The 26,836-nt window shown below is 72.2% G+C and carries 14 protein-coding genes; 8 read left to right on the top strand and 6 right to left on the bottom strand.

What is annotated here, in order from left to right:
- Positions 1-7 precede the first annotated feature (7 nt).
- Both ACGFIV_RS21670 and ACGFIV_RS21665 read right to left on the bottom strand, forming a co-directional pair.
- Positions 8-5,581, bottom strand: a complete 5,574-nt coding sequence (locus ACGFIV_RS21670; RefSeq protein ID WP_392837205.1) for an SDR family NAD(P)-dependent oxidoreductase — start codon at positions 5,579-5,581, stop codon at positions 8-10.
- Complete coding sequence (locus tag ACGFIV_RS21665) at positions 5,571-14,483, bottom strand: SDR family NAD(P)-dependent oxidoreductase (RefSeq protein WP_392837202.1); 8,913 nt, start codon at positions 14,481-14,483, stop codon at positions 5,571-5,573. The genes ACGFIV_RS21670 and ACGFIV_RS21665 overlap by 11 nt, the downstream gene beginning before the upstream one ends.
- 441 nt (positions 14,484-14,924) lie before the next feature.
- On the opposite strand from ACGFIV_RS21665, the gene ACGFIV_RS21660 reads away from it, so the two are divergent.
- Both ACGFIV_RS21660 and ACGFIV_RS21655 read left to right on the top strand, forming a co-directional pair.
- Positions 14,925-15,704, top strand: a complete 780-nt coding sequence (locus ACGFIV_RS21660; RefSeq protein WP_392837199.1) for a hypothetical protein — start codon at positions 14,925-14,927, stop codon at positions 15,702-15,704.
- Complete coding sequence (locus ACGFIV_RS21655) at positions 15,650-17,038, top strand: condensation domain-containing protein (RefSeq protein WP_392837196.1); 1,389 nt, start codon at positions 15,650-15,652, stop codon at positions 17,036-17,038. Before ACGFIV_RS21660 ends, ACGFIV_RS21655 begins: the two co-directional genes overlap by 55 nt.
- A gap of 379 nt (positions 17,039-17,417) precedes the next feature.
- On the opposite strand, the gene ACGFIV_RS21650 is transcribed toward ACGFIV_RS21655, so the two are convergent.
- Together ACGFIV_RS21650 and ACGFIV_RS21645 are read right to left on the bottom strand one after the other, a co-directional pair.
- Entirely contained in the window at positions 17,418-18,251 is an 834-nt protein-coding gene (locus ACGFIV_RS21650; protein ID WP_358546533.1) for an aldo/keto reductase, read from the bottom strand.
- 23 nt (positions 18,252-18,274) lie between these two features.
- A complete protein-coding gene (locus ACGFIV_RS21645; protein ID WP_358546536.1) occupies positions 18,275-19,048 on the bottom strand; it encodes a GntR family transcriptional regulator in 774 nt (257 codons plus the stop codon).
- Between the two features lie 198 nt (positions 19,049-19,246).
- On the opposite strand from ACGFIV_RS21645, the gene ACGFIV_RS21640 reads away from it, so the two are divergent.
- From ACGFIV_RS21640 to ACGFIV_RS21615, 6 genes are read left to right on the top strand one after another with little or no spacing between them, the layout of a single operon-like run.
- Positions 19,247-19,594 (top strand): hypothetical protein, encoded by a 348-nt coding sequence (locus tag ACGFIV_RS21640; RefSeq protein WP_358546539.1) that lies wholly within the window; start codon positions 19,247-19,249, stop codon positions 19,592-19,594.
- On the top strand, positions 19,591-19,905 hold the full coding sequence (locus ACGFIV_RS21635; protein ID WP_358546542.1) for a hypothetical protein: 315 nt from the start codon (positions 19,591-19,593) through the stop codon (positions 19,903-19,905). Before ACGFIV_RS21640 ends, ACGFIV_RS21635 begins: the two co-directional genes overlap by 4 nt.
- Positions 19,902-20,573 (top strand): hypothetical protein, encoded by a 672-nt coding sequence (locus ACGFIV_RS21630; protein WP_392837191.1) that lies wholly within the window; start codon positions 19,902-19,904, stop codon positions 20,571-20,573. The genes ACGFIV_RS21635 and ACGFIV_RS21630 overlap by 4 nt, the downstream gene beginning before the upstream one ends.
- A 55-nt stretch (positions 20,574-20,628) precedes the next feature.
- Entirely contained in the window at positions 20,629-22,500 is a 1,872-nt protein-coding gene (locus ACGFIV_RS21625; RefSeq protein WP_358546547.1) for a nucleotidyltransferase domain-containing protein, read from the top strand.
- A complete protein-coding gene (locus tag ACGFIV_RS21620) occupies positions 22,497-23,561 on the top strand; it encodes a hypothetical protein (RefSeq protein WP_358546549.1) in 1,065 nt (354 codons plus the stop codon). The genes ACGFIV_RS21625 and ACGFIV_RS21620 overlap by 4 nt, the downstream gene beginning before the upstream one ends.
- The gene (locus tag ACGFIV_RS21615) at positions 23,558-24,010 is read left to right on the top strand and encodes an NUDIX domain-containing protein (RefSeq protein WP_358546552.1); all 453 of its coding nucleotides are present in this window, start codon (positions 23,558-23,560) and stop codon (positions 24,008-24,010) included. Before ACGFIV_RS21620 ends, ACGFIV_RS21615 begins: the two co-directional genes overlap by 4 nt.
- A gap of 53 nt (positions 24,011-24,063) precedes the next feature.
- Here ACGFIV_RS21615 and ACGFIV_RS21610 read toward each other — a convergent pair whose 3' ends face one another.
- Positions 24,064-25,287 (bottom strand): pyridoxal-dependent decarboxylase, exosortase A system-associated, encoded by a 1,224-nt coding sequence (locus ACGFIV_RS21610; protein WP_358546555.1) that lies wholly within the window; start codon positions 25,285-25,287, stop codon positions 24,064-24,066.
- Positions 25,287-26,831, bottom strand: coding sequence for an acyl-CoA ligase (AMP-forming), exosortase A system-associated (locus tag ACGFIV_RS21605; RefSeq protein WP_358546558.1), 1,545 nt, complete (start codon positions 26,829-26,831; stop codon positions 25,287-25,289). The genes ACGFIV_RS21610 and ACGFIV_RS21605 overlap by 1 nt, the downstream gene beginning before the upstream one ends.
- Between the last annotated feature and the right edge of the window lie 5 nt (positions 26,832-26,836).

The following is a 26,836-nucleotide window of genomic DNA, read 5'->3' as shown; positions in this document are numbered from 1 at the left end:
TCATGGGTCAGAGTTCGTTGTCGATGAGCGCGAAGATCTCCTCATCGGAAGCGGAATCGATCTTCTCCACGACGCCGTCGGCGCCGTTCGCGCCGCCGGGATCGCTCAGACCGGCGGCGAACCTGGTCAGGCCGCTCTGCAGGATGGCGATCAGCTTGCCCCGGACGGCCTCCCCCTCCCCGTTGAGGGCGGCCAGCATGGACTCGACCCGTTCCAGGGCGGCGCGCAGCGTCTCCTCCGGGGACGGCGCGGCCGGGGCGAGCGTCTTGAACAGATAGTCGGTCAGGGCCGTGACCGTCGGATGGTCGAACACCAGCGTCGCCGGCAACCGCAGCCCGGTCTCACCGTTCAGCCGGTTACGCAGCTCCACGGCGGTCAGCGAGTCGAAGCCCAGCTCGTTGAAGGCCCGGTCCATGCCCACGCTCTCGACGCTGCCGTGCGCCAGGACGGCGGCCACGTGGGTGCGGACGGTGTCGGTGAGCAGCCGCCGGGCGTCGACCTCGCTCATGCCGGCCAGGCGCTCGACCAGCCCGGCCGACCCCGCGGCCCTCCCACCGGCGCTGGTGGCCGCGCGGCGCGGGGCGCGGACCAGGCCGCAGAGCATCGAGGGCAGCCCGCCCGCCTCCGCGCGGGCGCGCAACCCGGTCGTGTCCCACCTGGTGGCGACGACCAGCGGTTCCGGGCTGGTCATGGCCGCGTCGAACAGGTCGAGGCCCTGCTCGACGGTGAGCGGCGCGATGCCCGACCGTGCCATACGGGCGACGTCGGCCGAGGTCAGGGTGCCGGTCATGTCGGAGTCTGTGTCCCATAGCCCCCAGGCCACCGACACCCCGGGGAGACCCAGGGCCCGCCGGTGCGCCGCGAGGACGTCCAGGAACACGTTGGCCGAGGCGTAGTTGGCCTGCCCCGGGTTGCCCAGCACGCCCGCCAGCGAGGAGAACATCACGAACGATTCGAGCGGCGACTCCCGCGTCAGCTCGTGCAGGTGCCAGGCGGCGTCCGCCTTGGGCGCGAACACCGTGTCCAGCCGCTCCGCCGACAGCCCCTCCACGGTCGCGTCGTCCAGCACCCCGGCCGTGTGGACCACCCCGGTCAGCGGGCGCTCCACCGGAATGGACGCCAGCAGCCCCGCCAGCGCGTCACGGTCGGACACGTCGCAGGCCGCCACCGTGACCCGCGCCCCGAGCCCCTCCAGCCCGGACACCAGCTCGCCCACGCCCGGCGCGTCCGGTCCACGGCGGGAGACCAGCAGCAGGTCCCGCACGCCGTGCCGTTCCACCAGCCGCCGCCCGACCAGGGCGCCCAGGGCTCCGGTGCCGCCGGTGACCAGCACGGTCCCGGAGCCGGCCTCGGACGGCCCGGCCGACGCCCCGGACGGACCGGCCGACGCCCCGGACGGACCGGCCGACGCCTCGGCCGTCCTGCGCGCCAGGCGAGGTGCCAGTACGGTGCCCTCGCGCGCGACCAGCTGTGACTCGCCCGAAGCGACGGCCGCGGCCACCAACTCCCACCCGGAGAAACCCTCGTCGGCGTCCAGCAGCACGAACAGTCCTGGGTGCTCCGCCTGCGCTGAACGCACCAGCCCCCACACCGACGCGGCGACGACCCCGGCCACCTCGGTGCCCGCATCCGGACCCGCCGCACCACGCGTGACCAGCACCAGGCGGGAACCCGCGAAACGCTCGTCTGCCACCCATCCCCGCACCAGACCCAGCACCCGGCCCGACGACTCCCGCACCGACCCCGGCACATCCACAGAACCTGCTTCGCACGAGACCACCACGAAGTCGGGCACCGGCTCCCCCGCCGCCACCGCCACCCCCAACGCGTCCACATCCGCGAACCCGGAGAGCCCCGCCACCGGCTCACCCAGGAAGACCCACCGGGAGTCGCCGTCGTCCGGGGTGGCCGTGACCTCCACCCAGTCGACGCCGTGCGGTACGGCCGTCGCCTGGCCGCCGGCCGTACCGGCCAGCGATTCGAGCGGGACGGGACGGACCCGCAGGGAGTCCATCGAGAAGACCGGCCGGCCGGAGACGTCGGCGGCCTCGATGGCGCACCCGTCGTCGCCGGCGGACTCCAGCCGGACCCGGAGCACGCGGGCACCGGCGGCCGACAGCCGCACGCCGCGGAACTCGAACGGCAGCCGCAGCTCCCCGGCCCCGTCGGCGATCAACAAGGGGTGGAACATCGCGTCCAGCAGCGCCGGATGCAGCCCGAACCCCGCCACCTCCACCTCGTCGTCCACCGAGACCTCGGCGAACAGCTCCCCGTCCCGGCGCCAGACTCCTCGCACGCCCTGGAACACCGGACCGTACTCGTAGCCGAGATCGGCCAGCCGCTCGTACCCGCCTTCGAGCGCCACCACCGACGCCCCCGCAGGCGGCCACACCCCCGCCCAGTCGCAGGTGCCTGTCGCACCGCCGTCCACGGCCACGGCTCCGGAGACGTGGCGGGTCCACGCGGCCTCGTGGTCGTCGGCCGGGCGGGAGTACACCCGTACGGGCCGCGTGCCGGCGTCGTCCGCCCGCTCGACGACGACCTGCAACGCCAGCGCGCCCTGCTCCGGCAGCACCAGCGGCGCCTCGAACATCAGCTCCTCGACGAGGTCGCAGCCGAGCTGGCCGCCGGCCTCAAGGACGAGATCGACGAAGGCCGCGCCCGGCAGCACGGTCGCGCCGAGCATCACGTGGTCGGCCAGCCACGGCGAGCCGGTGACCGACAGGCGGCCGGTGAACACCGTCGTACCGTCGTCGGCGACGTCGACCACGGCCCCGAGCAGGGGGTACCCGAGCCCGCGCAGCCCGGCCGACGAGACGCCCGCCGCACGTACCGGGGGGTAGAGCCAGAAGCGCTCGCGGTCGAACGCGTACGTCGGAAGGTCGACGTCCGTGCCGCCCGACAGCGCGGGCCAGTCGACGGCCACGCCCGCCACGCACGCCTGCGCGAGGCAGGCGACCAGCGCGTCAGGCTCGGGCCGCTGCCGCCGGTTGAGGGAGATGACCGAGGCGTCCTGCGCGGTGACGCAGTCGTGGGCCATGCCGGACAGGACCGCGTCCGGCCCGACCTCGATGTAGGCGCTCACGCCGTCGGACTCCAGCCGCCCGATCATCGCGTGGAACATGACGGGCCGGCGGACCTGTTCGAGCCAGTACTCCGGCTCCGTCCAGGAGGCGTCCCCGCCGAGGTTGGTGGCGAACGGGATCCGCGCCTCGCCGAAGTCCACGCTCCCCAGCTCGGCGGCGAACTCGGCGAGCATCGGCTCCATCAGCGGGGAGTGGAAGGCGTGGCTGACCGGAAGCCGCCGGGTGCGCCGGCCGAGCTCCCGCCACTCGTCGGCCACCGCGAGGCACACCTCCTCCACGCCGGAGACGACCACGCCGGTGGGGCCGTTGACCGCGGCGATCCCCACCAGGTGCTCCTGGCCGGTCAGGGTGGGGGCGACCTCGTCCTCGGCGGCCTCGATGGCGACCATCGCGCCGGGCTCGTCGAGCGCCTGCATCAGGCGGGCGCGGGCGGTGATCAGCCGCGCGGCGTCGGCCAGCGACCAGATCCCCGCGACGTGCGCGGCGGCGAACTCGCCGACCGAATGCCCGGCCACGAAGTCGGGCGTGACGCCGAGGGACTCCAGCAGCCGGAAGGCGGCCACCTCGTAGGCGAACAGCGCCGGCTGGGTGTAACAGGTCTCGTTCAGCCGCTCCGCCTCGGGCGTGCCCGGCTCGGCCCACATGACCTCGCGCAACGGGCGGTCGAGGTGGGCGTCGACCGCGGCGCAGACCTCGTCGAGCGCCTCGGCGAACACCCGCGACACGGCGTACAGCTCGCGCCCCATCCCGAGGCGCTGCCCGCCCTGGCCGGTGAACAGGTACGCCAGCCTCGGCTTCTCCTGGGCGATCCCCTTGACCACCTCGGCCACCGGCTTGTCGCGCAGGTGGTCGCCGAGGCCCGCGATCAGGGCGTCGCGGTCGTGGCCGAGGACGACGGCACGATGCTCGAACAGCGAGCGGCCGGAGGCCAGGGAGTGCGCCACGTCGGCCGGGCGCAGGGTTTCGTCGGCGGTGACGAAGTCGTGCAGCCGGGCGGCCTGCGCGCGCAGCGACGCGGCGCTGTGTGCGCTGATCACCCAGGCCAGCGGGGCCGCGCCGGGGCCCGCCGTCACGATGGGCGGGGCGGCGGGGGTACTCGGCCGTTCTGGGGCCTCCTCCAGGATGACGTGGGCGTTCGTGCCGCCGATGCCGAACGACGAAACCCCGGACCGGCGCGGGTGGCCGTCGCGCGACCACTCGCGGGGCTCGGTCAGCAGCCCGACGCCGCCCGCCGACCAGTCGATGTGCGGTTCGCTCTCGTCGACGTGCAGCGTGCGCGGCAGCACCCCGTGCCGCATCGCCATCACCATCTTGATCACGCCGGCGACGCCGGCGGCGGCCTGGGTGTGGCCGATGTTCGACTTCACCGAGCCGAGCCACAGGGGACGGCCGGCGCGCCGGTTGCGTCCGTAGGTGGCCATGAGCGCCTGGGCCTCGATCGGGTCGCCGAGCCGGGTGCCCGTGCCGTGCGCCTCCACGGCGTCGACGTCGCGGGTGTCGAGGCGGGCGTCGGCCAGCGCCTGCTCCACCACGCGCTCCTGAGCCGGGCCGTTCGGGGCGGTCAGCCCGTTGCTCGCGCCGTCCTGGTTGACCGCCGATCCCCGGATCACCCCGAGGATCCGACGCCCGTTGCGCTGGGCGTCCGACAGCCGCTCCAGGGCCAGCACCCCCACGCCCTCGGCCCACGCCGCGCCGTCCGCCGTCGAGGAGAACGACTTGCACCGCCCGTCGGGGGCCAGCGCACGCTGCCGGGAGAACTCCACGAACGAGTCGGGGGTGGACATCACGGTCACGCCGCCCGCCAGGGCCAGCGAGCACTCCCCGCGCCTGAGCCCCTGCACCGCCAGGTGCATCGCCACGAGCGACGACGAGCACGCCGTGTCGACCGCGATCGACGGGCCTTCGAGGCCGAAGGTGTACGAAACCCGCCCCGGCAGCACGCTGGCCGCGCTGGAGACCATGAGGATGCCCTCGACCGCCTCGGGGACGGCGCCGCCGGTGAACCGCAACGAGTAGTCGTTGTACATGTTGCCGACGTAGACGCCGGTGCGGCTGCCGCGCAGGCTCGCCGGGTCGATGCCGGCCCGTTCGAACGCCTCCCAGGACGCCTCCAGCATCAACCGGTGCTGCGGGTCGGTGGCCAGCGCGCCACGCGGGCTCATCCCGAAGAACCCCGCGTCGAAATCCCCCGCGTCATACAGAAACCCGCCATGCCGCGTGTACGACTTCCCCAACGCCTCAGGATCAGGGTCGTACAACCCCTCCACATCCCAGCCCCGATCGACCGGAAAATCCCCGATCGCATCCCCACCCGAGACCACCAGATCCCACAGATCCTCAGGACTGGCCACACCACCCGGATAACGACACGCCATCCCCACGATGGCGATCGGCTCATGCCGCCGATCCTCGACGCCGGTCAGGCGCTGGCGGGTCTCCGCGAGTTCGACGGTCACACGCTTGAGGTAGTCGCGTAGCTTTTCCTCATTGGCCATGATCGGGCCTTTCCAGGGAGGATCTCAGGGGAGACGTCATGGTTCGGTCGTCGATGAGAGCGAAGATCTCCTCATCGGAAGCGGAATCGATCTTCTCCACCACGTCCTCGGCGGCGCTCGCGCCGCTCGTACCGGAGGCGAACCTGGTGATCAGACCGGCGCCGAACCTGGTGACGGCGCTCTGCGCGATGGCGACGAGCTTGCCGCGAATGGCCTCCGCGTCCTCGCTGGCGCCCGAGAGCATCGACTCGACGCGTTCCACGGCCCCGCGCAGCGTGTCCTCCGGTGAGGGGGCCGCGGGTGCCAGCGTGCGGAAGAGGTAGTCGGTCAGGGCGGTGACGTTCGGATGGTCGAAGACCAGCGTCGCGGGCAACCGCAGTCCGGTGTCGCCGTTGAGCCGGTTGCGCAGCTCCACCCCGGTCAGCGAGTCGAACCCCAGCTCGTTGAACGCCCGGTCCACCCCGACGTTCTCGACGCTGCCGTGCGCGAGGACGGCCGCCACGTGCGACCGCACCAGATCGGCCAGGTGCCCGCGCGCCTCCGCCTCGGCCATCGCGGCGAGGCGCTCGACAAGGCCGGCCGATCCGGCCGCCGTCGATGCCGCGCCGGCCGCCGTGGCGGTGGCGGCGCGTCGCAGCGCGCGTACCATGCCGCGCAGCACCGACGGCAGCTCGCCCCTCTCGGCGCGGGCGCGCAGGGCGGTGTTGTCCCATTTGGCGGCGACGACCAGCGGTCCGGGCGAGGCGAGCGCCGAGTCGAACAGCTCAAGGCCCTGCTCGACGGTCAGCGGCGCGATGCCCGAGCGGGTGAGGCGGGCGGTGTCCGCGTCCGACATCTGCCCCGACATCCCGGTGCCGACCGTGTCCCACAGGCCCCACGCCACCGACACCGCGGGCAGGCCGAGCCCGCGACGGTGCGCCGCGAGGACGTCCAGGAACACGTTGGCGGCGGCGTAGTTGCCCTGGCCCGGGTTCCCGACCACGCCCGCCACCGAGGAGAACACCACGAACCACGAGAGCGGGAGTTCGCGGGTCAGCTCGTGCAGGTACCAGGCCGCGTCCACCTTCGGGGCGAACACCGAGTCGAGCCGCTGCGCCGACAGCCCCTCCACGGTGGCGTCGTCCAGGACGCCCGCCGTGTGCACCACACCGGTCAGCGGGCCCTGTGAGGGGATCGAGTCCAGCAGTGCCGCGAGCGCGTCGCGGTCGGACACGTCGCACGCCGCCACCGTGACCCGCGCCCCGAGCCCCTCCAGCCGGGACACCAGCTCACCGGCTCCCGGCGCGTCGGGCCCGCGCCGCGACACCAGCAGCAGGTTCCTGGCGCCGTGCCGTTCCACCAGCCGCTGGGCGACCAGGCTTCCGAGCCCGCCCGTGCCGCCGGTCACCAGCACGGTCCCCGATCCCACGTCCGAGGGTCCGGCGGGCGTCGTCTCGACCACCCGGCGCGCCAGGCGGGGGACCATGAGCTTCCCGTCGCGCGCGACCAGCTGCGACTCGCCCGCGGCGATCGCCGAGGCGACCAGCTCCCACCCGGAGAAGCCGGCGTCGGCGTCCAGCAGGACGAACCGCCCCGGATGCTCGGCCTGCGCCGAGCGCACCAGCCCCCACACCGGCCCGGCGACCACGGCAGGGACCATGCCGCCCGCCGGGTCGAAGACGCCACGGGTCAGGAACACCAGGCGGCACCCGGAGAAGCGCTCGTCCCCCACCCAGGCCTGCACGAGGTCGAGGGCCTGGTACATGCCGTCGCGCACCGAGTACGGCACGTCGTCGGCATCGGCTTCCGGCAGGTAGGGGACAAGGACGACGCTCGGGACCTCGCCCGCGGTCATCTCGGCGAGCGAGGCGAGGTCGTAGTAGCGCGGAGCGCCGGCTCCGGCCCTGCCCAGCTCCTCTGTGATCTCGTCGGCGAAGCCGTCGTACCCGACCACGGCCCATCGCTGGTCGGCGAGGCCGGTCCCCGGCACCGCGAGGTCCACCCAGTCGACGGTGTAGGAGGCCGCGTCAGGCGCGGTGCGCGAGGCTCCGCCGCCTCCCGGGACGCGGCGCAGCGTCAGCGCGTCGACGCCCGCCACCCGGTTCCCGGCGCCGTCGTGGATCACCAGGGACACCCGGTCGTCACCGAGGTCGGTGATCCGCACCCGGGACGCCTCGGCGCCGAGCGCGGACACGCGCACCCCGCTCCAGGAGAACGGCAGCAGCAGCGAGGGCTCGTCCTTCGCCGCCTGTTCCGAGTCGAGCACCAGCAGGTGCAGCGCCGCGTCCAGCAGCGCCGGATGGAACGTGAACCGGCCCGCGTCCGCGCGGACGTGCTCCGGCAGCGCCACCTCGACGTACGCGCCGCCGTCCACGCGCCAGGCGGCCTTGAGCCCCTGGAACGCCGGACCGTACTCGTAACCGCCCTCGGCGAGCCGCTCGTACACCTCGTCCAGGTCGACCGCGAGGCCGTCCGCCGGGGGCCATCCGGCGAGGCGCTCGGTGGCCGCAGTGGTGAGCGCGGCGGTGCTCGCGGTGGCGAGCGTGCCGGTCGCGTGACGGGTCCAGGTGGCCTCGGGGTCGCCCGCGTGGCGGGCGTACACGGTCAGGGCGCGCCTGCCGTCGGCGTCCGGGCCGCCGACCGCGAGCTGCACCTGGACGGCCCCGGCCTCGGGCAGGAGCAGCGGGGCTTCGAGCGTCAGGTCCTCCACCTCGTCACAGCCCGCCGTGGTGGCCGCTTCGAGGGCCAGCTCGACGAAGGCGGTGCCCGGCAGCAGCACCTCGCCGTCCACCACGTGGTCGGCGAGCCACGGCATCGCGCCGCGCGACAACCGCCCGGTGAGCAGGAACCCGTCGTCCCCTGCCAGGGGTACGACCGCGCCGAGCAGAGGGTGCCGGGAGGCGTCCATGCCGCTCGCGGCGACGTCCGCGGTGGCGGCGGCGCCGTCGATCCAGTACCGGCGGTGCTCGAAGGGGTAGGTGGGCGGCTCGACGTGGCGGTACGGCCCGGAGCCGAACGCCTTCGCCCAGTTCACCTCGGCGCCGAGCACGTACGCCTGACCCGCCGCCATCAGGAACCGGCGCCAGTCGCCCTCACCCCGGCGAAGCGTCCCGGTGGCGCCTCCGGGTGTCCCGGCGGTCTCCAGGGTGTCCTGGATGTGCCCGGTCAGCACGGGGTGCGGGCTGGCCTCGATGAACAGCGGGGTGCCGTGCCCGGCGAAGGCCCGGATCCCCTCTTCGAACCGCACCGGGTTGCGCAGGCTGGTGTACCAGTACGCGGCGTTCAGCTCGGCGGGGTCGATGAACGCGCCCGCCAGCGAGGAGCAGAAGGCGACGTCGGTGGGGCGCGGCGCGACCTCGTCCAGTGTGGCCAGCAGCTCCTCGCGGAGCGCCTCGATGTGCGGCGTGTGGGCCGCGTAGTCGATCGCCACCCGGCGGGCCCGCACGGTGTCGCCGCAGGCGGCGGCGAACTCCTCCAGCGCGTCGAGGTCGCCGGCCACCACCGTGCTGGCAGGGCCGCTGTGGACCGCCACCCAGAGCCGGTCCGACCACGGCTCCAGCAGTTCCCGCGCCCGTACGGCCGGCAGTGACACCGCCAGCATGCCGCCGCTGTGCCCGAGTTTCATCAGCGCCTGGCTGCGCAGGGCCACGACCTTCGCCGCGTCCTCCAGCGTCAGCGCCCCCGCGACGCACGCCGCGGTGATCTCTCCCTGGGAGTGCCCGATCACGGCGGAGGGGTCGACCCCGAGCGACTTCCACAGCTCCGCGAGCGACGCCATGACCGCGAACAGCACCGGCTGGATGACGTCGGAGCCTTCCAGCGCCGGTACCGCCTGCCCGCCGCGCAGCACCCTCTCGACCGACCAGCCCGTGTACTGCTCCAGCGCCTGATCGCACCGCCGCAGGTGGGTGCGGAAGACCTCGCTGTGGTCGAGCAGGTCGACGGCCATCCCGGCCCACTGCGAGCCCTGCCCGGGGAACACGAACACCGGGCGCACGTCCGAGCCCGCCACCCCGCGCACCACGGTCGCGTGCGGCGCGCCGTCCGCCAGCGCCGCCAGGCCCGCGACCAGCTCCTCCCGGCCCTCCGCGACCACCACCGCGCGATGGGCGAACCCGGGCCGCCTCGCCAGCACCCGCCCGGCCGCCACCAGATCACCCGGCTCGGCGCCCTCCGCGTACGAACGCAACCGGCCCGCCTGAGCGCGCAACGACGCCTCGGACTTCGCCGACACCACCCACACGAGCCGGCCACCCGTGGCATCCGTCGCATCAGTCGCATCCGTCACATCCGTCGCATCCGGCACGACGGGAGCCGGGACCCCCTCCAAGATCACATGCGCGTTCGTCCCGCTGATGCCGAAGCCGGAGACGGCGGCCCGCAGGGGCCGGTCGTCCGGCAGCTCCACCGGTTCGGTGAGCAGCCGCACCGAGCCGGCGCTCCAGTCGACGTGCGGAGTCGGCTCCTCCACGTGCAGCGTGGACGGCAGCGTCCGGTGCTCCAGCGCCTTGATCATCTTGATCACGCCGCCGACGCCGGCGGCCGCCTGGGTGTGGCCGATGTTCGACTTGAGCGATCCGAGCCAGACCGGGCGCTCCGCGTCCCGGTTCTCCCCGTACGCGGCGATGATCGACTCGGCCTCGATGGGGTCTCCGAGCCGCGTGCCGGTGCCGTGCGCCTCGACCACGTCGACGTCGCCCGGGGTGAGCCGGGCGTCGGCGAGCGCCTGCCTGATCACCTCCCGCTGGGCCTGTCCGCTCGGGGCGGTCAGGCCGTTGCTCGCGCCGTCTTGGTTGACCGCGCCGCCCCGGATCACGGCGAGTACGGGGTGTCCACGGCGAAGGGCGTCGGACCGGCGCTCCAGCAGGAGCATTCCCGCGCCCTCGCCCCAGCCCGTGCCGTCCGCGGCGGCGGAGAACGCCTTGCAGCGGCCGTCTGGAGCGAGACCGCCCTGGCGGCTGAACTCGACGAACATCCCAGGGCTGGACATCACCGTCGCGCCGCCGGCCAGCGCCAGCGAGCACTCCCCGCGCCGCAGCGCCTGCACCGCGAGGACGATCGCGACCAGCGAGGACGAGCACGCGGTGTCCACGGTGATCGCGGGGCCCCGCAGGCCCAGGGCGTACGCGATCCGCCCGGACGCGACGCTGAGCGCGGTGCCGGTGAGCAGGTGCCCGTCGGCGGTTCCCGTGGACTGGTGGAGCCGGGGGCCGTAGTCGGAGGCCATGGCGCCGACGAACACTCCGGTGGCCGACTCCCGCAGCTCGGCGGGGTCGAGGCCGGCCCGCTCGACGGTCTCCCAGCAGATCTCCATCAGCAGCCGCTGCTGGGGGTCCATGGCGGCCGCCTCGCGGGGGCTGATGCCGAAGAACCCGGCGTCGAACTGGTCCGCGTCGTGCAGGAAACCGCCCAGCCTGGTGTCACTGGTGCCGGACCGGTCGGGGCCCCCCGCGAACAGCGCGTCGAGGTCCCAGCCGCGATCGGACGGGAACTCCGTGACCGCGTCGGTGCCGGTGCGGACGAGCCGCCACAGCTCGTCCGGGGAGGCGACGCCTCCGGGGTAGCGGCAGCCCATGCCGACCACCACGATCGGGTCGCTCTCCTCCCCCGCGCGCTCCTCGGCCGCCGCTTCGGACGGCCCGTCGTGGAGCAGCCCGTACAGGTGGTCGATGAGCCGGTCGGGGGTCGGCTGGTCGTACAGCAGGCCGGTCGGCAGCCGCAGCCCGGTGGCGGTCCGCAGCCGGGTGCGGAGGTCTTCCAAGGTGGCCGACTCGAAGCCGAGGTCCTTGAAGGTCCTGGACGGCTCCACGGCCCGGGTGTCCTGGTGCCCGAGCAGCACGGCGGCGGTGGTCAGCACCAGCTCACGCACCGCGCGCCGCGAGAGCCCGTCCGGGGTCCACGGGCCGGCGGGCGTCACCGGCACGGCGGGCGTCACCGGCACGGACGGCGCGGGGCCGGCCTCGGCGGCCGGGCGGCCGGGGCGCCGGGCGTCGATCGCGGGCCAGTACCGCTCCCGCTGGAACGCGTAGGTGGGCAGGTCGACCAGCCGCGCGCCCCGCACGCCGCCCAGCCCGGACCCACGTGGGCCGGACCCGCGGGAGCCGGACTCGTGCCGATCGGACTCTCGGGTGCCGGGCTCGCGGGTGCCGGGCTCGCGGGTGCCGGGCTCGCGGGGGCCGGTCCAGGTGACGGCGGCTCCGTGGGTGTACGCCTCGGCCAGGGACCGCAGGAACCGGTCCGGCCCACCGTCGCCCCGGCGCAGGGTGCCGACGACCGCCGCGTGCCTCTCGGCCTCCTCGATCGTCTCCTCGATGCCGGCCGTGAGCACCGGGTGCGGGCCGCATTCGACGAACAGGCCGCAGCGCTCGTCGAGCGCCCGCCGGGTGGCCTGGGCGAACAGCACCGGCCGGCGCAGGCTGCGGTACCAGTAGTCCGCGTCGAGCCCGGCGGTGTCCATCGGCTCGCCGGTCAGCGTGGAGACGAACAGTGTGCCGGTGCTCACAGGGCGGATGGGCGCCAGCGCGCGGAGCACCTCGTCGCGGATCTCCTCGACCTCGGCGGAGTGCGACGCGTAGTCGACCGGGAGGAGCTTCGTGCGGTACCCGGCGGCCGACAGGCGGCCTCCGAGCTCGGTGAGCGCCTCCAGCGTCCCGGAGACCACCACGGAACGAGGCCCGTTGTAGGCGGCCACTGCCACGTGCGGGTCCAGCGGGAGTATCGCCCGCTCCACGACGTCGAGCGGGGCCGCGACCGACATCATGCCGCCCCGGCCGGTGATGCCGGCGATGGCGCGGCTGCGCAGCGCGACGACCCTGGCGGCGTCGGTGAGGGACAACGCGCCCGCGACGGTCGCCGCCGCGATCTCCCCCTGGGAGTGCCCGACGACCATGTGGGGCTCGACGCCGTGGGCCTTCCACAGCCCGGCGAGCGAGACCATGACCGCCCACAGCGCCGGCTGGACCACGTCGACGCGGTCGAGCGTGACCGCTCCTTCGCCGGGAGCGGACCCGCCGTCGCGGTCGGGGCCGGGGGCGTCGTGCGTTCCCCTCAAGACGTCGAGCAGCGAGTAGTCGGTGAACGGTTCGAGCGCTTCCGCGCACTCCGCGATCCGCTGGGCGAACACGGGCGAGCCGGTGAGGAGGTCGCGTGCCATCGCCGGCCACTGCGACCCCTGTCCGGGGAAGACGTACGCGCTACGGCCGGCGGTCACCGAACCGGTGACCACCGATTCGGCGGGGAGCCCGGCGGCGAGCGCTTCCAGTCCGACGAGCCGGGCGGCGCGGCCCGCTCCGAGGACCACCGCCCGGTGCTCGAACGCGGTACGGCCGCGGACCAGGGTCAGCGCCACGTCGGCGGTCGCGACCGACGGGTCCTCGCTGACGCGGGTGTGCAGCCGCCGCGCCTGGGCCCGCAACGCGACGGCGGACCGCGCGGACAGCACCCACGGCACGTCCTCACTCACGAGCGCGACCGGCACGACGGGTTCACCGGTCCGCGCGGCCACGTCGCCGGTCTGCGCGAGTTCACCGGTCCGCGCGGCTCCGCCGGTCCGTACGGATTCGCCGGGGGACGCGCCGTCGTGGGCGGGGGGTGCCTCGCTGAGGATCAGGTGGCAGTTGGTGCCGCCCATTCCGAAGGAGCTGACGCCCGCGACCAGGGGCCGCTCGTCCGAGGGCCAGGGGCGGGCGGACCGCACGACCCGCAGGCGGAGCTCGTCCAGGGGGATCTCGGGGTTGGGGGTCGCGAAGTTCAGGCTCGGCGGCAGCTCGCGGTGCCGCAGGCTCAGCGCCACCTTCAGCAACCCCGCGATGCCCGCGGCGCCTTCGAGGTGGCCGATGTTGGTCTTGACCGAGCCGACCAGCAGCGGCGCGGTGTCCGGTCGCCCGTCGCCGTCGGCGGCGCCGAGCGCGGACGCCTCCACGGGGTCGCCGACCTTGGTGCCGGTGCCGTGCAGCTCCACGTACTGGACGTCGGCGGGCACGACCCCGGCGTGCGCGCGGGCCAGCGTGATGACCTCTCGCTGGGCACGCCCGCTCGGCACCGTCAGCCCGTCGCCGCCGCCGTCGTTGTTGACGGCGCCGCCGAGGATCACGCAGTGCACCTGGTCCCCGTCGGCCACCGCCGCCGAGAGCGGCTTGAGCACGACCAGCGCGCCGCCCTCGCCGCGTACGTAGCCGTTGGCGCGGCTGTCGAAGACGTAGCAGCGGCCGTCCGGCGACAGCGCCCCGAAGCTGCCGATCGCGGCGGTGGTCTCCGCCAGGAGGTTGAGGTTCACGCCACCGGCGAGCGCGAGCCGGGTCTCGCCGCGGCGCAGGCTCTCGCAGGCCATCTGCACGGCCACCAGCGACGACGACTGGCCGGTGTCGAGGGTCAGGCTCGGGCCGTTCAGCCCGAGGAAGTAGGAGACCCGGTTGGCGATCATGGCGCGGTTGGCGCCGGTGTAGGTGTGCCGGCCCAGCCCTCCCTCGCCCAGCCGGTCCTGCAGCGCGGCGTAGTCGTTGGAGATCGCCCCGAGGAAGACGCCGGCGGCCGTGCCGCGCAGGGCGCCCGGAACGATCCGCGCGTTCTCCAGCGCCTCCCACGACAGCTCCAGCGTCAGCCGCTGCTGGGGGTCCATGGCCGCGGCCTCGTTCGGCGAGATCCCGAAGAACGCGGCGTCGAAACGGTCCACGTCCGGGACGAAGCCGCCCCGGGGGTACTCGATGGCTGTGGTGTGCGGCCACCGGCCTTCCGGCACCGTGGTCACCGCGTCCACGCCGTCGCGCAGCAGTCGCCAGAACCCCTCGGGGTCGTCCGCTCCGGGCAGCCGGCAGGACATGCCGACGACGGCGACCGGCTCCGCGGCCGGGAGATCAGGACGGGGGTCCGACCGGCCGGACTCGTCGGCCGTCGTGCCGGTCAGATGAATCGACTCACCAACCATCAACGTGCCACCTCAAGCCTCGGGCATCACCAACATGACACCGCCGGTTTCTATAAAGACACCGCGCAGGAATGATGGACAGCAGTGGGGATTTGCGACTATTGAATAGTTACTGCGACCTTAATGGCAGCTCTCCAGCCGGGGCCACGGGCGCATGTTGGCACATTGTTGCCAGTAGCAAGCTGCCATCGCTCGCGTGTGGTATTCGCACTTGACGTGGGCGTTCGCGGTGAAGATGCTGGGCCTTGCGAAGGGATCGCGCGCTTACGGTCGCGGTGGCCGCTCACGGCCATTCCCACTACGCGGCACCGGTGCGCCCACCCAAAGGAACGGCCTTCGCGTCCCAATTCCTCGACCTCGGATGAACACCGGATATTCGTACCGCGGCCGGCGCGATCCGTAATGGACGGCAGAGCTGCCTCTTCAGGAGAGGGCCCTCGAATGAGCGTTCTCCATCCTCCCCCGCGATCCGGAATACGAGCGCACGGGCCATTGCTCGCCGCGGTCGCCGGGTCGGGCGTGGCCGGGTTCGTCGCGCTCGTGTGGAGCGGCATGCCCGCGATGGTGGTGACCCTGGGGGTGACCGACCTGGCCGTCGCCGTCCTGATGGTCACGCGGCGGTTCGAGGATCCCGCGATGGCCTCGGCGATCCGGCTCGGCCTGGTGCTGTCGCTGGCCGGCATGGCGCTCGGCTTCTCCATGACGACCTCCACCCCGGCGCTGGACTCCCTGCGTGCGGGCCCGGCGGACGGCGTCGCCGGCGCCCACAGTGTGGGCGTGCCCGACGGGGGGCCGGGCCTGCCGATCGTCGGCTGGAGCACGTCCGGGGGCGACCTGAGGGTGGCGTACTTCCTCGGGATCCACGCGCTCCAGGCGCTGCCGCTGCTCGCAGTGGCGCTCGTAGCATTGGCGCTCCGCACGGCGTGGGTGCGCCCCGAGCGGGTCCGAGTACGGCTTATCCGCGTGGCAGCCGGCACGTACACGGGCGTCGTCGCCGTGGCCGCCTGGCAGGCGCTCCGGGGACAGCCCCTGACGAGCCCCGACGCGGCGACCCTTGTCACCTTTGTGACGCTTCTGGAAATAGCGGCCGCCGCCGCAGCGGTGGTGCTGTGGATGGGGCGGCGAGACACGGCAGGTGCCCCGACGAGTGCTCCGGAGGAGACGATATGTCCGTCGACGCCCCCCTCAGTCACGGCCAGCTCTTCAGCTGGCGAGAGATAGCGAGGTATCCACAGGACTGGCTGCGCGATGCCAACCTCCCGACGGCATGGGACCTGAGAGGGCTCCCGCTCGACCGGGTGACGGCGGCGTTGCGGCTGCTGGTCGACAGGCACGAACCGCTGCGGACCACCTACCACGTGGCGGACGGGCAGCCGGTGCAGCGGATCCACCCCACCGTCACGTTGCCCATCGAGCGCGTCGACCGCGTGGTGGCCAGCCGCGACGTTCCCGAACAGGCCAAGGACGAGCTGTCCGCCATCGGGTTCCCGATGACCGGCGCCCTGGGCTGGCGGGGCGTGCTCGTCACCACCGACGGCGCCCCGGTCTTCCTCGCCCTCTCCTTCTCCCACCTGATCCTCGACGTGTGGTCGATCCACCACCTCCAGGACCAGTTCCGGGCCCTGGTCGCCGACCCGCGCGCCACCGCGCGCATGGGGCCGTCGCCCCGCGAGCTCGCGCGGCAGCAGCGGACCAACGGGGTGTGGCGCGAGCGGCAGGAGAGCTCCGAGCGATACTGGCGGCGCGTCCTCGCCGACGGCCTGATGGACGAGCTCCCGACGCTGCCCGCGGGCGTGAAGCGCAACCGCTTGGAGGCGACGCTGCACTCGCGCCGGCTCGGCGGGCTCGCCTCCGAGGCCGCCAGGCGTCTCGGCGTCACCGCCCCGTCTGTGGTGACGGCCCTGATCGCCGCGGGACTCGCGCGGTACACGGGCACCGGCCGGGTCACGCTGAGCCTCATGGCCTCGAACCGGTTCGCCCCGGAACACCAGGACATCGTCAGCACGATGAACCAGCTGATCCCGGTCGTCGTCACCGTCGACCACGGGTCCTCGCTGGCCGAGCACATCAAGCGCGTGCACTGGGCGGGCGCCCGGTCCTACCGGTACTCCTGCTACGACTTCGACCGCGTGGCCGCCATCGCCGCCGAGGTCGCGGCGCGGGACGGCAAGAGCCCGTCCCACGACTGCTGGGTCAACCACCTGTTCCGGTGCTGGATCAACTACGTCCAGCTCGACCGCCACCCCTCGGACCCGGCCGACCCGGCCCCGGCGGAGCTGCTCTGGACTCCGCTCGCGCAGCAGTACGGGCAGGCCTTCCGCGTGCGCGTGTCGGTGCAGGGCGGCCGTACCAGCGTCCTGCTGCTGGCCGACCCCACCGTCGTCCCGCCCGACGGCATGATCGGCATCTTGCGCGCCCTCGCCTTCGGCGCGCAACTGGCGGCGACCAACCCCGAAAGCACCCTGAAGGACCTCTGGGACGTCCGCAGCGAGGACCTCGCACCGTCGCTGTTCCCGCAGGAGCTCCCCACACCGCCGAACCAGGCCGAGGAGTAGGCGCAGGCGGCTCAGGGGCTTGGAAAGCTCCGGTCGGGCTATCGGAGAACCGTCCAGCGTGCCGGTTCCCGGAGGACCGCCGCGGCGCCTTCCAGGTCGGCAAGCCGGGCCGCAAGCGTTGCCTCGGCGAGACGAGGCGGGAGCGCCGTGCTGAATTTGAGTCCGTTGAGGGCCTTGTGGTCGACCTCTGGGAGGGAGAACCGGGTGGCCGCATCCGCTACGGCCATCTCCCATTGGCGTGGCTCGGGAGGCGGGGTGACCGGCTCGAGGCTGGCAGCGGGGCCGAGCGTTGTCGTCGTGGCAGCCATTCTCGGCCGGATACATGTCGACGTCCGGGCGGCGGCGAAGTGATCGCGTTCGAAGCGGATGGCTTTGCGGGTCAGGCTCCGTAGGCGTCGGGGTCCGGGCCGGTGCGGGTTCCCGTGTCGAGTGTGGCCAGGTCGCGGTGGTCGTCGTTGGTCAGCTGGAAGTCGAAGACGTCCATGTTCGAGCGGATGCGTTCCGGTGTGACGGATTTCGAGATCACGATGTTGCCCAGTTCGATGTTCCAGCGCAGCAGGATCTGTGCCGTGGTCTTCTCGTGGCGTTCGGCGACGGCGGCGACGGTCGGATCAGAGACGAGGTGGCCGTGCCCAAGGGGGCTCCATGCCTGGGTGGCAATGCCGTGACGTGCGTCGAACTCGCGAACTCGGGCTTGAGGCAGTCGTGGATGCAGCTCAACCTGGTTGACGGCTGGCACCGTGTCCGTTTCCGCGACGATTCGCTCCAACGTGGCGGGGGTGAAGTTGGAGACGCCGATGGAGCGGGCCAGACCGTCGCTTTTGATTCTCTCCAGCGCCCGCCAGGTCTCGACGAACAGACCGCGGGACGGCACCGGCCAGTGGATCAGATACAGGTCGAGGTAGTCGAGCTTGAGGCTGGTGAGGCTCTTGTCCAGTGCGGCGAGGGTGGCGTCGTAGCCCAGGTCGGTATGCCAGACCTTGGTGGTGATGTGAAGCTGCTCGCGTGGGATTCCGGACGCGGCGATCGCCGCGCCGGTGCCGGGTTCGTTGCGGTAGTAGGCCGCGGTATCGATGGCCCGGTACCCGGCATCGAGGGCCGCCGCCACTGCGGGGGTGGCCTCGTGATCGGGCACCCGGAACACGCCAAAGCCGAGCTGCGGGATCGTGGTTCCGTCGTTGAGGGCGATGTCTGGGATGGCGGTCTCGGGCATCGATGCCCCCTTCCGTGATCGGGTCAGTCGGGGATCGGAAAGCGGTAGAACATGCGGACGGTGTCGGCGGCGATGACGGCGAGCATGACCTCGACGGCGCGGCCTTTGGTGTCGTAGACGATGCGGGTCAGATCCATGACCGGTGTCCCGCCGGGCAGTTGCAGAGACACGCTTTCCGGGCTGGTGGGCATGCGTGCGCTCCACTCCTCGCTGATTTCGGCAAGCGGGTCGCCTGCTTCGTCGAGGCGCGCGAAGCCGCCGCCGGGGCCGGACTTCTCCTCGGTGAGCCGGGTGCCCAGGGCGAGGTCGAGCGGGTAGTAGGAATCGGCCAGCTGGTGCGGCCGCCCGTCCACAACCGTGGTGCGCTTGCGCACCCACACGGGCCCGCCCTCGTCGATCCCGAAGGCCGTGGCGATGGCGGGCGGGGCGGGGACCTCGCCAAGTTCGCGGTAGAGCTGTTGGACCGACAAGCCCTGGCTGCCTGCCTCGGCGTCGTGGATGGCGGTGCCGCCGTGCTTCCACTTGCTGCGAGCGTACCGGTCAATGCCGTGGCGTTTGGGCTGGACGCGTTCGCGCACGAAGACGCCTTTGCCCTGTTTGGAGATAACGAGTCCCTGCTGTCGCAGCAAGTCGATGGCTTTGCGGGCAACGCCGCTGCTACACAGGTATCGCCTGGTGAGCTGCTCGTATGTGGGCAGTTGGTCGCCAGCGGCATACTCGCCGACCTCGATGCGAGCACGCAGGTCGTCGGCGATCCGGGTTTGGATGGACCGTTCGTCGGTGATTTCGCTTGCCACGGCCTCAAGGTATCAGCTGAACCGGTAGACCAGATCATAGCCAGACCACTTTGCTAGCAAAGTGCTTGACCGCTTGGATAGCCATCTCTACCGTCTTACCTGACGAGCGGTATTCCGCTTCGAACCTCGCCACAAGCGGACCCGTCCGGCGCTAGCGACGACCGGACGGGTCCTTGATCAGGAAGGCTCTCCTGACCCGTGTCCAAGCCTAGAACCATCCGTGTACGGCACCACGCCCCCCCGAGGCCGTTGGGGTGCCGCTGGTGCGGTCACCCTCCCTACGCGCACGACGCCGGCAGCCTGCCGCACCGCCACCACCAGTGGGAGCACCCCACCAACGCCCAGATGCGCGCCCGACTCGACGCGCGCCGCCACCTCGCGCTGAGCGGTTCGTTCCCGGCACCGCCCGCGTCGCGCCCCCCGGAGAGGGTCCGCCCGGCCGTCAGGCCGCAACCGCCCGCGTGCGCGAGCACCCCGCCCGGCCGTCGCCGGACGCCCGACATCAGGCTGCCCCAGAACCTGAAGCACCGGCAGGAGGCGGCGTGACGACCAGACCTCGACGCGATGACGACCATCAGCCGCAGGAGCTGTGGACGTGGTCCGCTGACGACCTGAACGGGCGCACCGTGTGCGGCGTGACCACTATCCCCGGGCGCGCGCGCCGGGCACTGCTGACCGCACTGCACACCATGCCGAACAAGGGCGAAGGGACGGTCCGCCAGGCCTGGCTGGACATATTCGCCTACCCCTACCCCTGCTACCGGTACGGGCCCGTCCTGATGCACGCCTACCGCGACAAGACGACCGGCCTGATCGTCTTGCAGGACGGCCCGCTACCGAGCGGCGTGGCCCCATGAACGGGCCCGGCGGCCGTCCCGCTTGCGAGGCTGACCCCGGAGGGCCGCCGCAGCGCGGCGGCCCTCGGCCGGTGCTGCGCGTCCCGTACGTGATCGCATGGTCGGAGGAGGCTGTCGCGCACCCACTGGTGTTCACCGAGCAGGGTCACACCCGGCGCCTCACCTATGTCGACCCCCGGCCATCTGACTGGGTTGACGGGATGCTACGCGCACGCATCGGGGTGGACCGGGGCGGCGAGCCGATGTGGCGGATGCTGAACGTCCGCAGGCAGTGGCTGTGCATGGAGGCGTTGCTGTGCCAGGTATGCGGGACATCGGGAAGGGATCTGGAGACCGGGCGGATCTGGTGGGTGATCACCAAGACCGGATTCCGGGCGACCAGCGAGGGCCGCGGGCTCACCAACGCCCCGCCCACCTGCCCCGCGTGCATCCCCGAGTCGCTCGCCACCTGCCCACAGCCGCAAAAGTCCTGGGAGGTGTACACCGCCGCGTCCGCCGAACCCGCGGGCGTACTGGCCGAGGTCTTCGAGCCTGACGCGAACAAGGTCGCTCGCCGCACCGGCCACAACATGTTCGTCAGGTACGACGAACCCGCCCGGCATCCCTTCGTACTCGCCACCCTGCTGGTGGTCACGCTCACCGACATGCGGCCCGAGCAGATCCCATAGACCCCGTTGCCCGATACCCGTGGCGGGCAGACCTAGTGTGTTCTGGAGGTAGATCATGCGGATGGCCCCTGCGGTCGCCGTGGCTGTGAGCGGCCCCGACAACGTCGGAAAGTCCACCCAGGCCAGACTCCTGGAACGGCGTTACCTCGCGCACAACCTCGGCCCCCTGGACGACTACGACCCCCGGTGGCGGCACGCCAAACGTCAAGGACTGGCCGCATGGTGGTTCCAAATGGCGCCGTTGCGCGAGGTCGTAGACGTGCTGGCCTGTTCCTACCTGGCTCGCTCGTCCGCCGCACAGGCCTGCCCGCCCGGCACGCTCGCGTTACTGGACCGAGGCATGACCATGCTGGAAGCCTCGGTGGTGGCCACCGTGGCCGTTCGAGAACAGGCGGACCACGCCGTGGCCATGGAGCGGGCCGGCCAGCTTCTGGGGCCCTACGCCTCCGACATCGCACGCGCGCAGCGAGTCGAACGCGAACTACTGCTCCTGCACGCCACCGACCCCCGCCGCGGAGCACACGTAGCACTCTCGCGAGAGCAGACCGTCACCGCCATGTACAGCCGCTACCAGCACGCTCTGAACGAGCACCTTCACCCGGTGTCGCACGACACGACGATCGTGGCGGGCGACCTCTCGATCATGGCCGTACACGCCGACCTATGCACTAAGCTGCGCCAACAATCCGTCGCTGTCTCCCCGCCTGCGATCAACGACCGGTGGACGGTGGCACTCGGCGGCCTGTCGGAATGCGGCAAGTCAAGCGCAGGCGACCACTTGCAGCACGAACACGGCTTCAACCGCCTGAAGATCGGCTACCTACTGGAGTGCGCCGCAGCCCGTCACCGGATCACCGACGTGTACGCCCTACCGGCCGCCGAACAGGCCGAACTGCTCGTGTTGGAGCTGGACCGATACGCCACCGCGCACCATTACCAGCACCAGTTCAGCATCGAAAGCCTGCACAGCTTCGACCTGACCCGTGAGCTTGGCAAGCTCCTCGGCGAGGCGCTCACTCTGGTCTACCTCGACGCGTCCACCGAGGTGCGCTGCCAGCGCGGCACCCAAGGCCCCGACGACGTCATCGAGCGGGACAAGACCAAGCGGGCCCGCGGGGCCCACCGCGTCCGCGACATCGCCGACGTCGTGGTCGACAACGGCCGCTCGCACACAGAGCTCGTCCACGCGTTGGACCGGCTGGTGCGCTGCCGGCTCTGGCAGGCCCACCGGCCGCGCGTGGTGCCCGCCGCGGAGCTCGGCCTCCCTGACCATCTCACCGACTTCCTCGAGTTCATGCTGCGCGCGGTGACCGTTCCGGGCGACGCGGCCACTCTGATCGCTGTCACCGGTTCCGGCGCCCGCGGCAAGTACCTGCAGGGATGGAGTGACCTCGACGTGCTCATCGTCGCCGCCCCGCCCGCGCTGCCCTCGATCGGGACGGCGCTACGGGACGCCCGTACCCGGCTCGACGGTGTCAAGCTGGGCCTTACCGTCGTCACGCCGGCTGAGTGCCAGGCTGGCGCCCTCACGTCCCGCCTGCTCTACACGATCGCTTCGATCGCCAGCGGCGCGCTCCCGGTGCTGTGGGCAGCACCCGGGTTCCATCTACCGCAGCCCGACCCTGACACGGTCATCGCCCGCACCCGGCGCGACGGCGCCACGGCCGCGATGGACCTGCGCCGCCTCCTGCTACGCGACTCGGTCGATGTGCGAGCGGTGTACAAGGTCGCCGCTCTCCTGGCGAAGATCGTGCTTCGCTGCGAGGGGCGGACCCACCATGGCGACGCCGACGCGCTCGATGCCTTCACCAAGCTTGCCCACCTGCCAGCCGGCCCTCTCGATCCGCGCCTCGACCCCACGGCCACCATCGCCCTGGCCGAACAGGTCATGACGTGGTGGCTGCATACCCTGGAGCCCACCCCATGACTGTCGGCATCGACGATCCCGCCGGCGGGTTCCACCATCACTCCGACGGCACCTTCCGCAAGCGCATGCCAACCGATCGTGCCCGCTGCGAGGCACAGGGATGGCAGTCCATCAGCGGTCACCTTCCGGTGGCTCCGCTGCTGGGCGACATCACGCACCCGTGCGGCGAGCACACCCTGATCTATGAGGACGTGTTCGCCGGCCGCCGATGCGAGTATCTGCTCGCCGACCTGATCAACAAGGCCGACCAGGACCACCGTGAGGCGCCCAAGGTGCGGCCGCTGGTCGACGCCGTCTGCGACAGCTGGCTGGACGCCGCCGCCGCCACCGGCAGCCTCGCCCCCATCGGGGACTGCCAGCCTGCTCTGTACTCAGCCCGCCTGGCACCAGGCGGTCGGCTGGACGCCTGGTACGGACCCATGACGCCGCTGGTCGTGGACACCGGCGCCTGCACGACCAAGCTCGACATCCCCGCCCTGCTGGTACAGCTTCGTGTAGATCTGGCACCCGGCGCGGTATGCGCCACTGCGGTCACCCAAGGAGACCCGACCGAGCCGAACATCGCCGACCCGCTGTGCTGGCTCGACTACGAGCACGCTGGCCGCAACAGCCTCGCCGGGGAGGCCGCGAATCTGCTGTGGTATCTGCTCGCCATGGGCGGCTGGCTGGTCCCCCTCTACAAGCCGCTCACCTACGCACGCACCGTGCACACCGCCGTATCGCCGCTGGTGCCCGCCGTGACCTACCTGCGCACCGAGGACGGCCATTTGGACGTCGCGGGGCACATCAGGGCGGGCGCTGGTCGGCGTGCCGCGATCACCGCCCTTCTGCGGCGGCTGGAGGCTGACCTCGGCGTCATCATCGGCGTTCCCGGCCAGGACGCGATGGCGGCGCTCAGACCGTGGCTCGCGCTGCGCATCCTCGGTGCGCTCCCGCTTACCGCGATGTACCGCAAGGACGCGGCCATCTGCCTCGCCAAACTCGTCCAGGCGCTCGACCCGCGCACCCGTCTGGAAGACTTCGCCGCGACTCCTGCACCGGCCGAGAGGAACTTCCCATGAAGGAACGTGTACGAGCCATCCTCATCACGCCCAGAGGACAGTTGCTGACGATCAAACGCATCCGGCCCGGGAGAGAGCCGTACTGGGTGCTGCCCGGCGGCGGCGTCGAATCCGGTGACACCAGCCTGGAAACGGCACTGCTGCGGGAGATCCACGAGGAACTGGCCGGCCAGGCCACCATCTCCTCCCTCATCCACGTCCTTGAGGAGAACGGCGAGCGGCAGTACTTCTTCCTCGCCCGCATCGGCGCCTGGGATCCGTCCAAGCGCAGCGGGCCGGAGTTCGCCGACCCGTCACGCGGCGAGTACATCATCGAGGAAACGCCTCTGGCTCCCCTTCATCTTGCACGCATCGCTCTCAAGCCTGAACCGGTCGCGCATCTGCTGACCGAGCACGCCTCGGGCCTGTTCCAACTCCCCGATCTGAGGCGGAGCGTCTCCGACGCATAACCATGAAAACAGGTAGAGGCATGACTTTGAGGAACCTCGCATGACCCAGGCGGTCAGACGAGGACCTCGGGCGGGGCGGGGTGGCTGAGGAAGGCGGTGGGGCTCGCGGTCAGGCCGTACGCGCCGGCCTGGAACAGGACGATCAGGTCCCCGACCTCGGTCCTCGGCAGGGTCACGTCGTCGCCTAGCAGGTCGAGCGGGGTACACAGGCAGCCGACCACGGTCACGGTCTCGCCGTCCGGGTCGGCCATGCGGTTCCCCACCGCGATCGGATAGTTGCGCCGGATCACCTGGCCGAAGTTGCCGGACGCCGCGAGCTGATGGTGCAGCCCGCCGTCCACGACGACGAAGGTCTTGCCGCGCGACACCTTGCGGTCGACGACGCGGGTGACGTAGACGCCGGCCTCGCCCACCAGGTAGCGCCCGAGCTCGACGACGATCCTCGCCTCGCGCAGCCGGGGGCGGATCATCCCGTCGACCACCCTCGCGAGGTTGTGCCCGATCGGTTCGAGGGCGAGCGGCCTGTCCCTGTTCGAGTACGGGATGCCGAAGCCGCCGCCGAGGTTGACGTACCGCACCGGCCCCGGCGCCGCGTCGGCGAACCCGAGGACGAGCTCGGCGGTCCTGAGCTGCGCCTCGCAGATGCTGTCGGCGTGCAGGTTCTGGGAACCGGCGAACACGTGGAAGCCCTGGAAGTCGAATTCGTCACCGGCCAGGCTCGCGAGCACCTCGGGCACCCGCTCGGAGTCGACGCCGAACTGCTGCGGCCCACCCCCGAGCCGCATCCCGGAGCCCCGGACCGTGAAGTCGGGATTGACCCGCAGCGCGACCCGCGCCGGGATGCCGGTGGCCGCGCTTATCGACCGGACCCGCGCGATCTCCAGCTCGGACTCCAGCTCGATGGTGACCCCGGCGGCGACCGCCTGCGACAGCTCCTCGACCGTCTTGCCCGGCCCGGCGAAGCTGATCCGCCCGGCGGGCACCGGGGTGTCGAGCGCGTGCCGCATCTCCAGCGCCGAGGCCACGTCGAAGCCGTCGACCAGGCCGCTCAGGTGCTGGAGCAGGGCGGGCATCGGGTTGGCCTTCACCGCGTAGCTCAGGTCGACCTCCCTGGGCAGCGCCGCACGCACGGCCGCCACCCGCTGCGAGACCAGCTCGCGGTCGTAGGCGAAGAACGGCGTGCCGCCCACCCGGGCGGCGAGCCGCTCGACGGGGACGCCGCCCACGGTGAGCGTGCCGTGGTGCCTTCCCGACCAACCGGCCGGGAGCGCGGACATCACCGCACCATCCGGCGCAGCTCGCCGCGGTCGAACTTGCCGTTGCCCGACCTCGGGATCTGGGAGCACACCACCACGCGCCGGGGGATCATGTACCTCGGCAGGTCGCGTTCCAGCGCCTTCATCAGCGTGCCGGTGTCGCATGCCTCGCCCGTCGGGCCGGTGACCGCGAGCACCACGTGCTGCCCCAGCTCCTCGTCCGGGGCGCCGAAGGCCACCGCCTCCGACACCAGGCCGGTGGCGTACGCCGCCTCCTCGACCTCTGTGGGGCTCAGCCGGTATCCCGACGTCTTGATCATGTCGTCGGTGCGCCCGACGAAGTACAGGAAGCCCTCCTCGTCGCGGTAGGCCACGTCGCCGGACCACACCGCGATCTCGGTGAGCGAGGGGCCGCCCCCCGGCGGGTACGGCCGGAACCGCTCGGCGGTGCGCTCGGGGTCGTTCCAGTAGCCGAGCGACACGAGCGCGCCGCGATGCACGATCTCGCCCTCCTCGCCGGGGTCGCACACCGAGCCGTCCGGCCGTACGACCAGGACCTCCGCGTTGGGGATCGCCTTCCCGATCGAACCGGGCCGGGCGTCGACCTCGGCGGGGTCGAGGTAGGTGGAGCGGAACGCCTCGGTCAGCCCGTACATCAGGTACGGCTTCGCCTCGGGAAAGGTCTCCCGCAGCCAGGCCAGAGTCGCGGCGGGCATGCTCCCGCCGGTGTTGGCGAAGTACCGCAGGCGCGCGGTGGCCTCCCGCGGCCACTTCCTGGTCGCGAGCTGGAGCCACAGGGGCGGTACACACGTCAGGCCGGTGACGCCGTGCCGGGCGCACAGGCGTACGACCTCACCTGGCGTCAGGTAGTTCATCAGGACGGCGTGCGCGCCGGCGACGAACGACGTCGTGAGCTGGCTGAACCCGGCGTCGAAGCTCAGCGGGAGCACGGCGAGCACCACGTCGTCGCTCGTGTGCCCGAGGTAGGACGCGACGCTCCGCGCGCCGGCGACCAGGTTGCGGTGCGACAGGACGACGCCCTTCGGCGAGCCGGTGCTGCCCGAGGTGTAGAGGATGGCCGCCACGTCGGCGTCGATCACCCCGTCGCCGCCGTGAACCGGCTCCTCCTCCGCGCACAGCCGTGCCCAGGTGGTCACCCCGGGGCCGGCGTCGGCCGCGTCGCCGATCAGCACCAGGTGCGGCGGTGACCCGCCCGCCTCGATCCGGGTCCGCAGCGTGCGGTGGCGCTCCCCCGTGGTGATCAGCACGCGGGCGTCGCAGTCGGCGACGACGTACGCGACCTGCCTCGGCCGGAACAGCGGGTTGACCGGTACGAAGACCCCGCCCGCCGAGGACACGGCGAGCATCGCCACGACCGTCTCGACGCGCTTCTCCAGGTACACGACGACCCGCTCGCCGCGCCGGAGCCCGAGGCGCCGCAGGCCGGAGGCGGCCAGGCGGACGCGACGGGCCAGCTCACCGTAGGTAAGGGTCTCGTCCTTGAAGGTCAGCGCCGGGCGCCCGGGGTCCCCGCACCCCAGCAGATCATCGACCCGAGTCAGCATCCGCG

The organism is Sphaerisporangium sp. NPDC049003 (assembly GCF_043197795.1).
GTDB lineage: Bacteria > Actinomycetota > Actinomycetes > Streptosporangiales > Streptosporangiaceae > Sphaerisporangium.
Note: the sequence above shows the minus strand (reverse complement) of the source record. Positions and strands in the feature narration are given on the sequence as shown.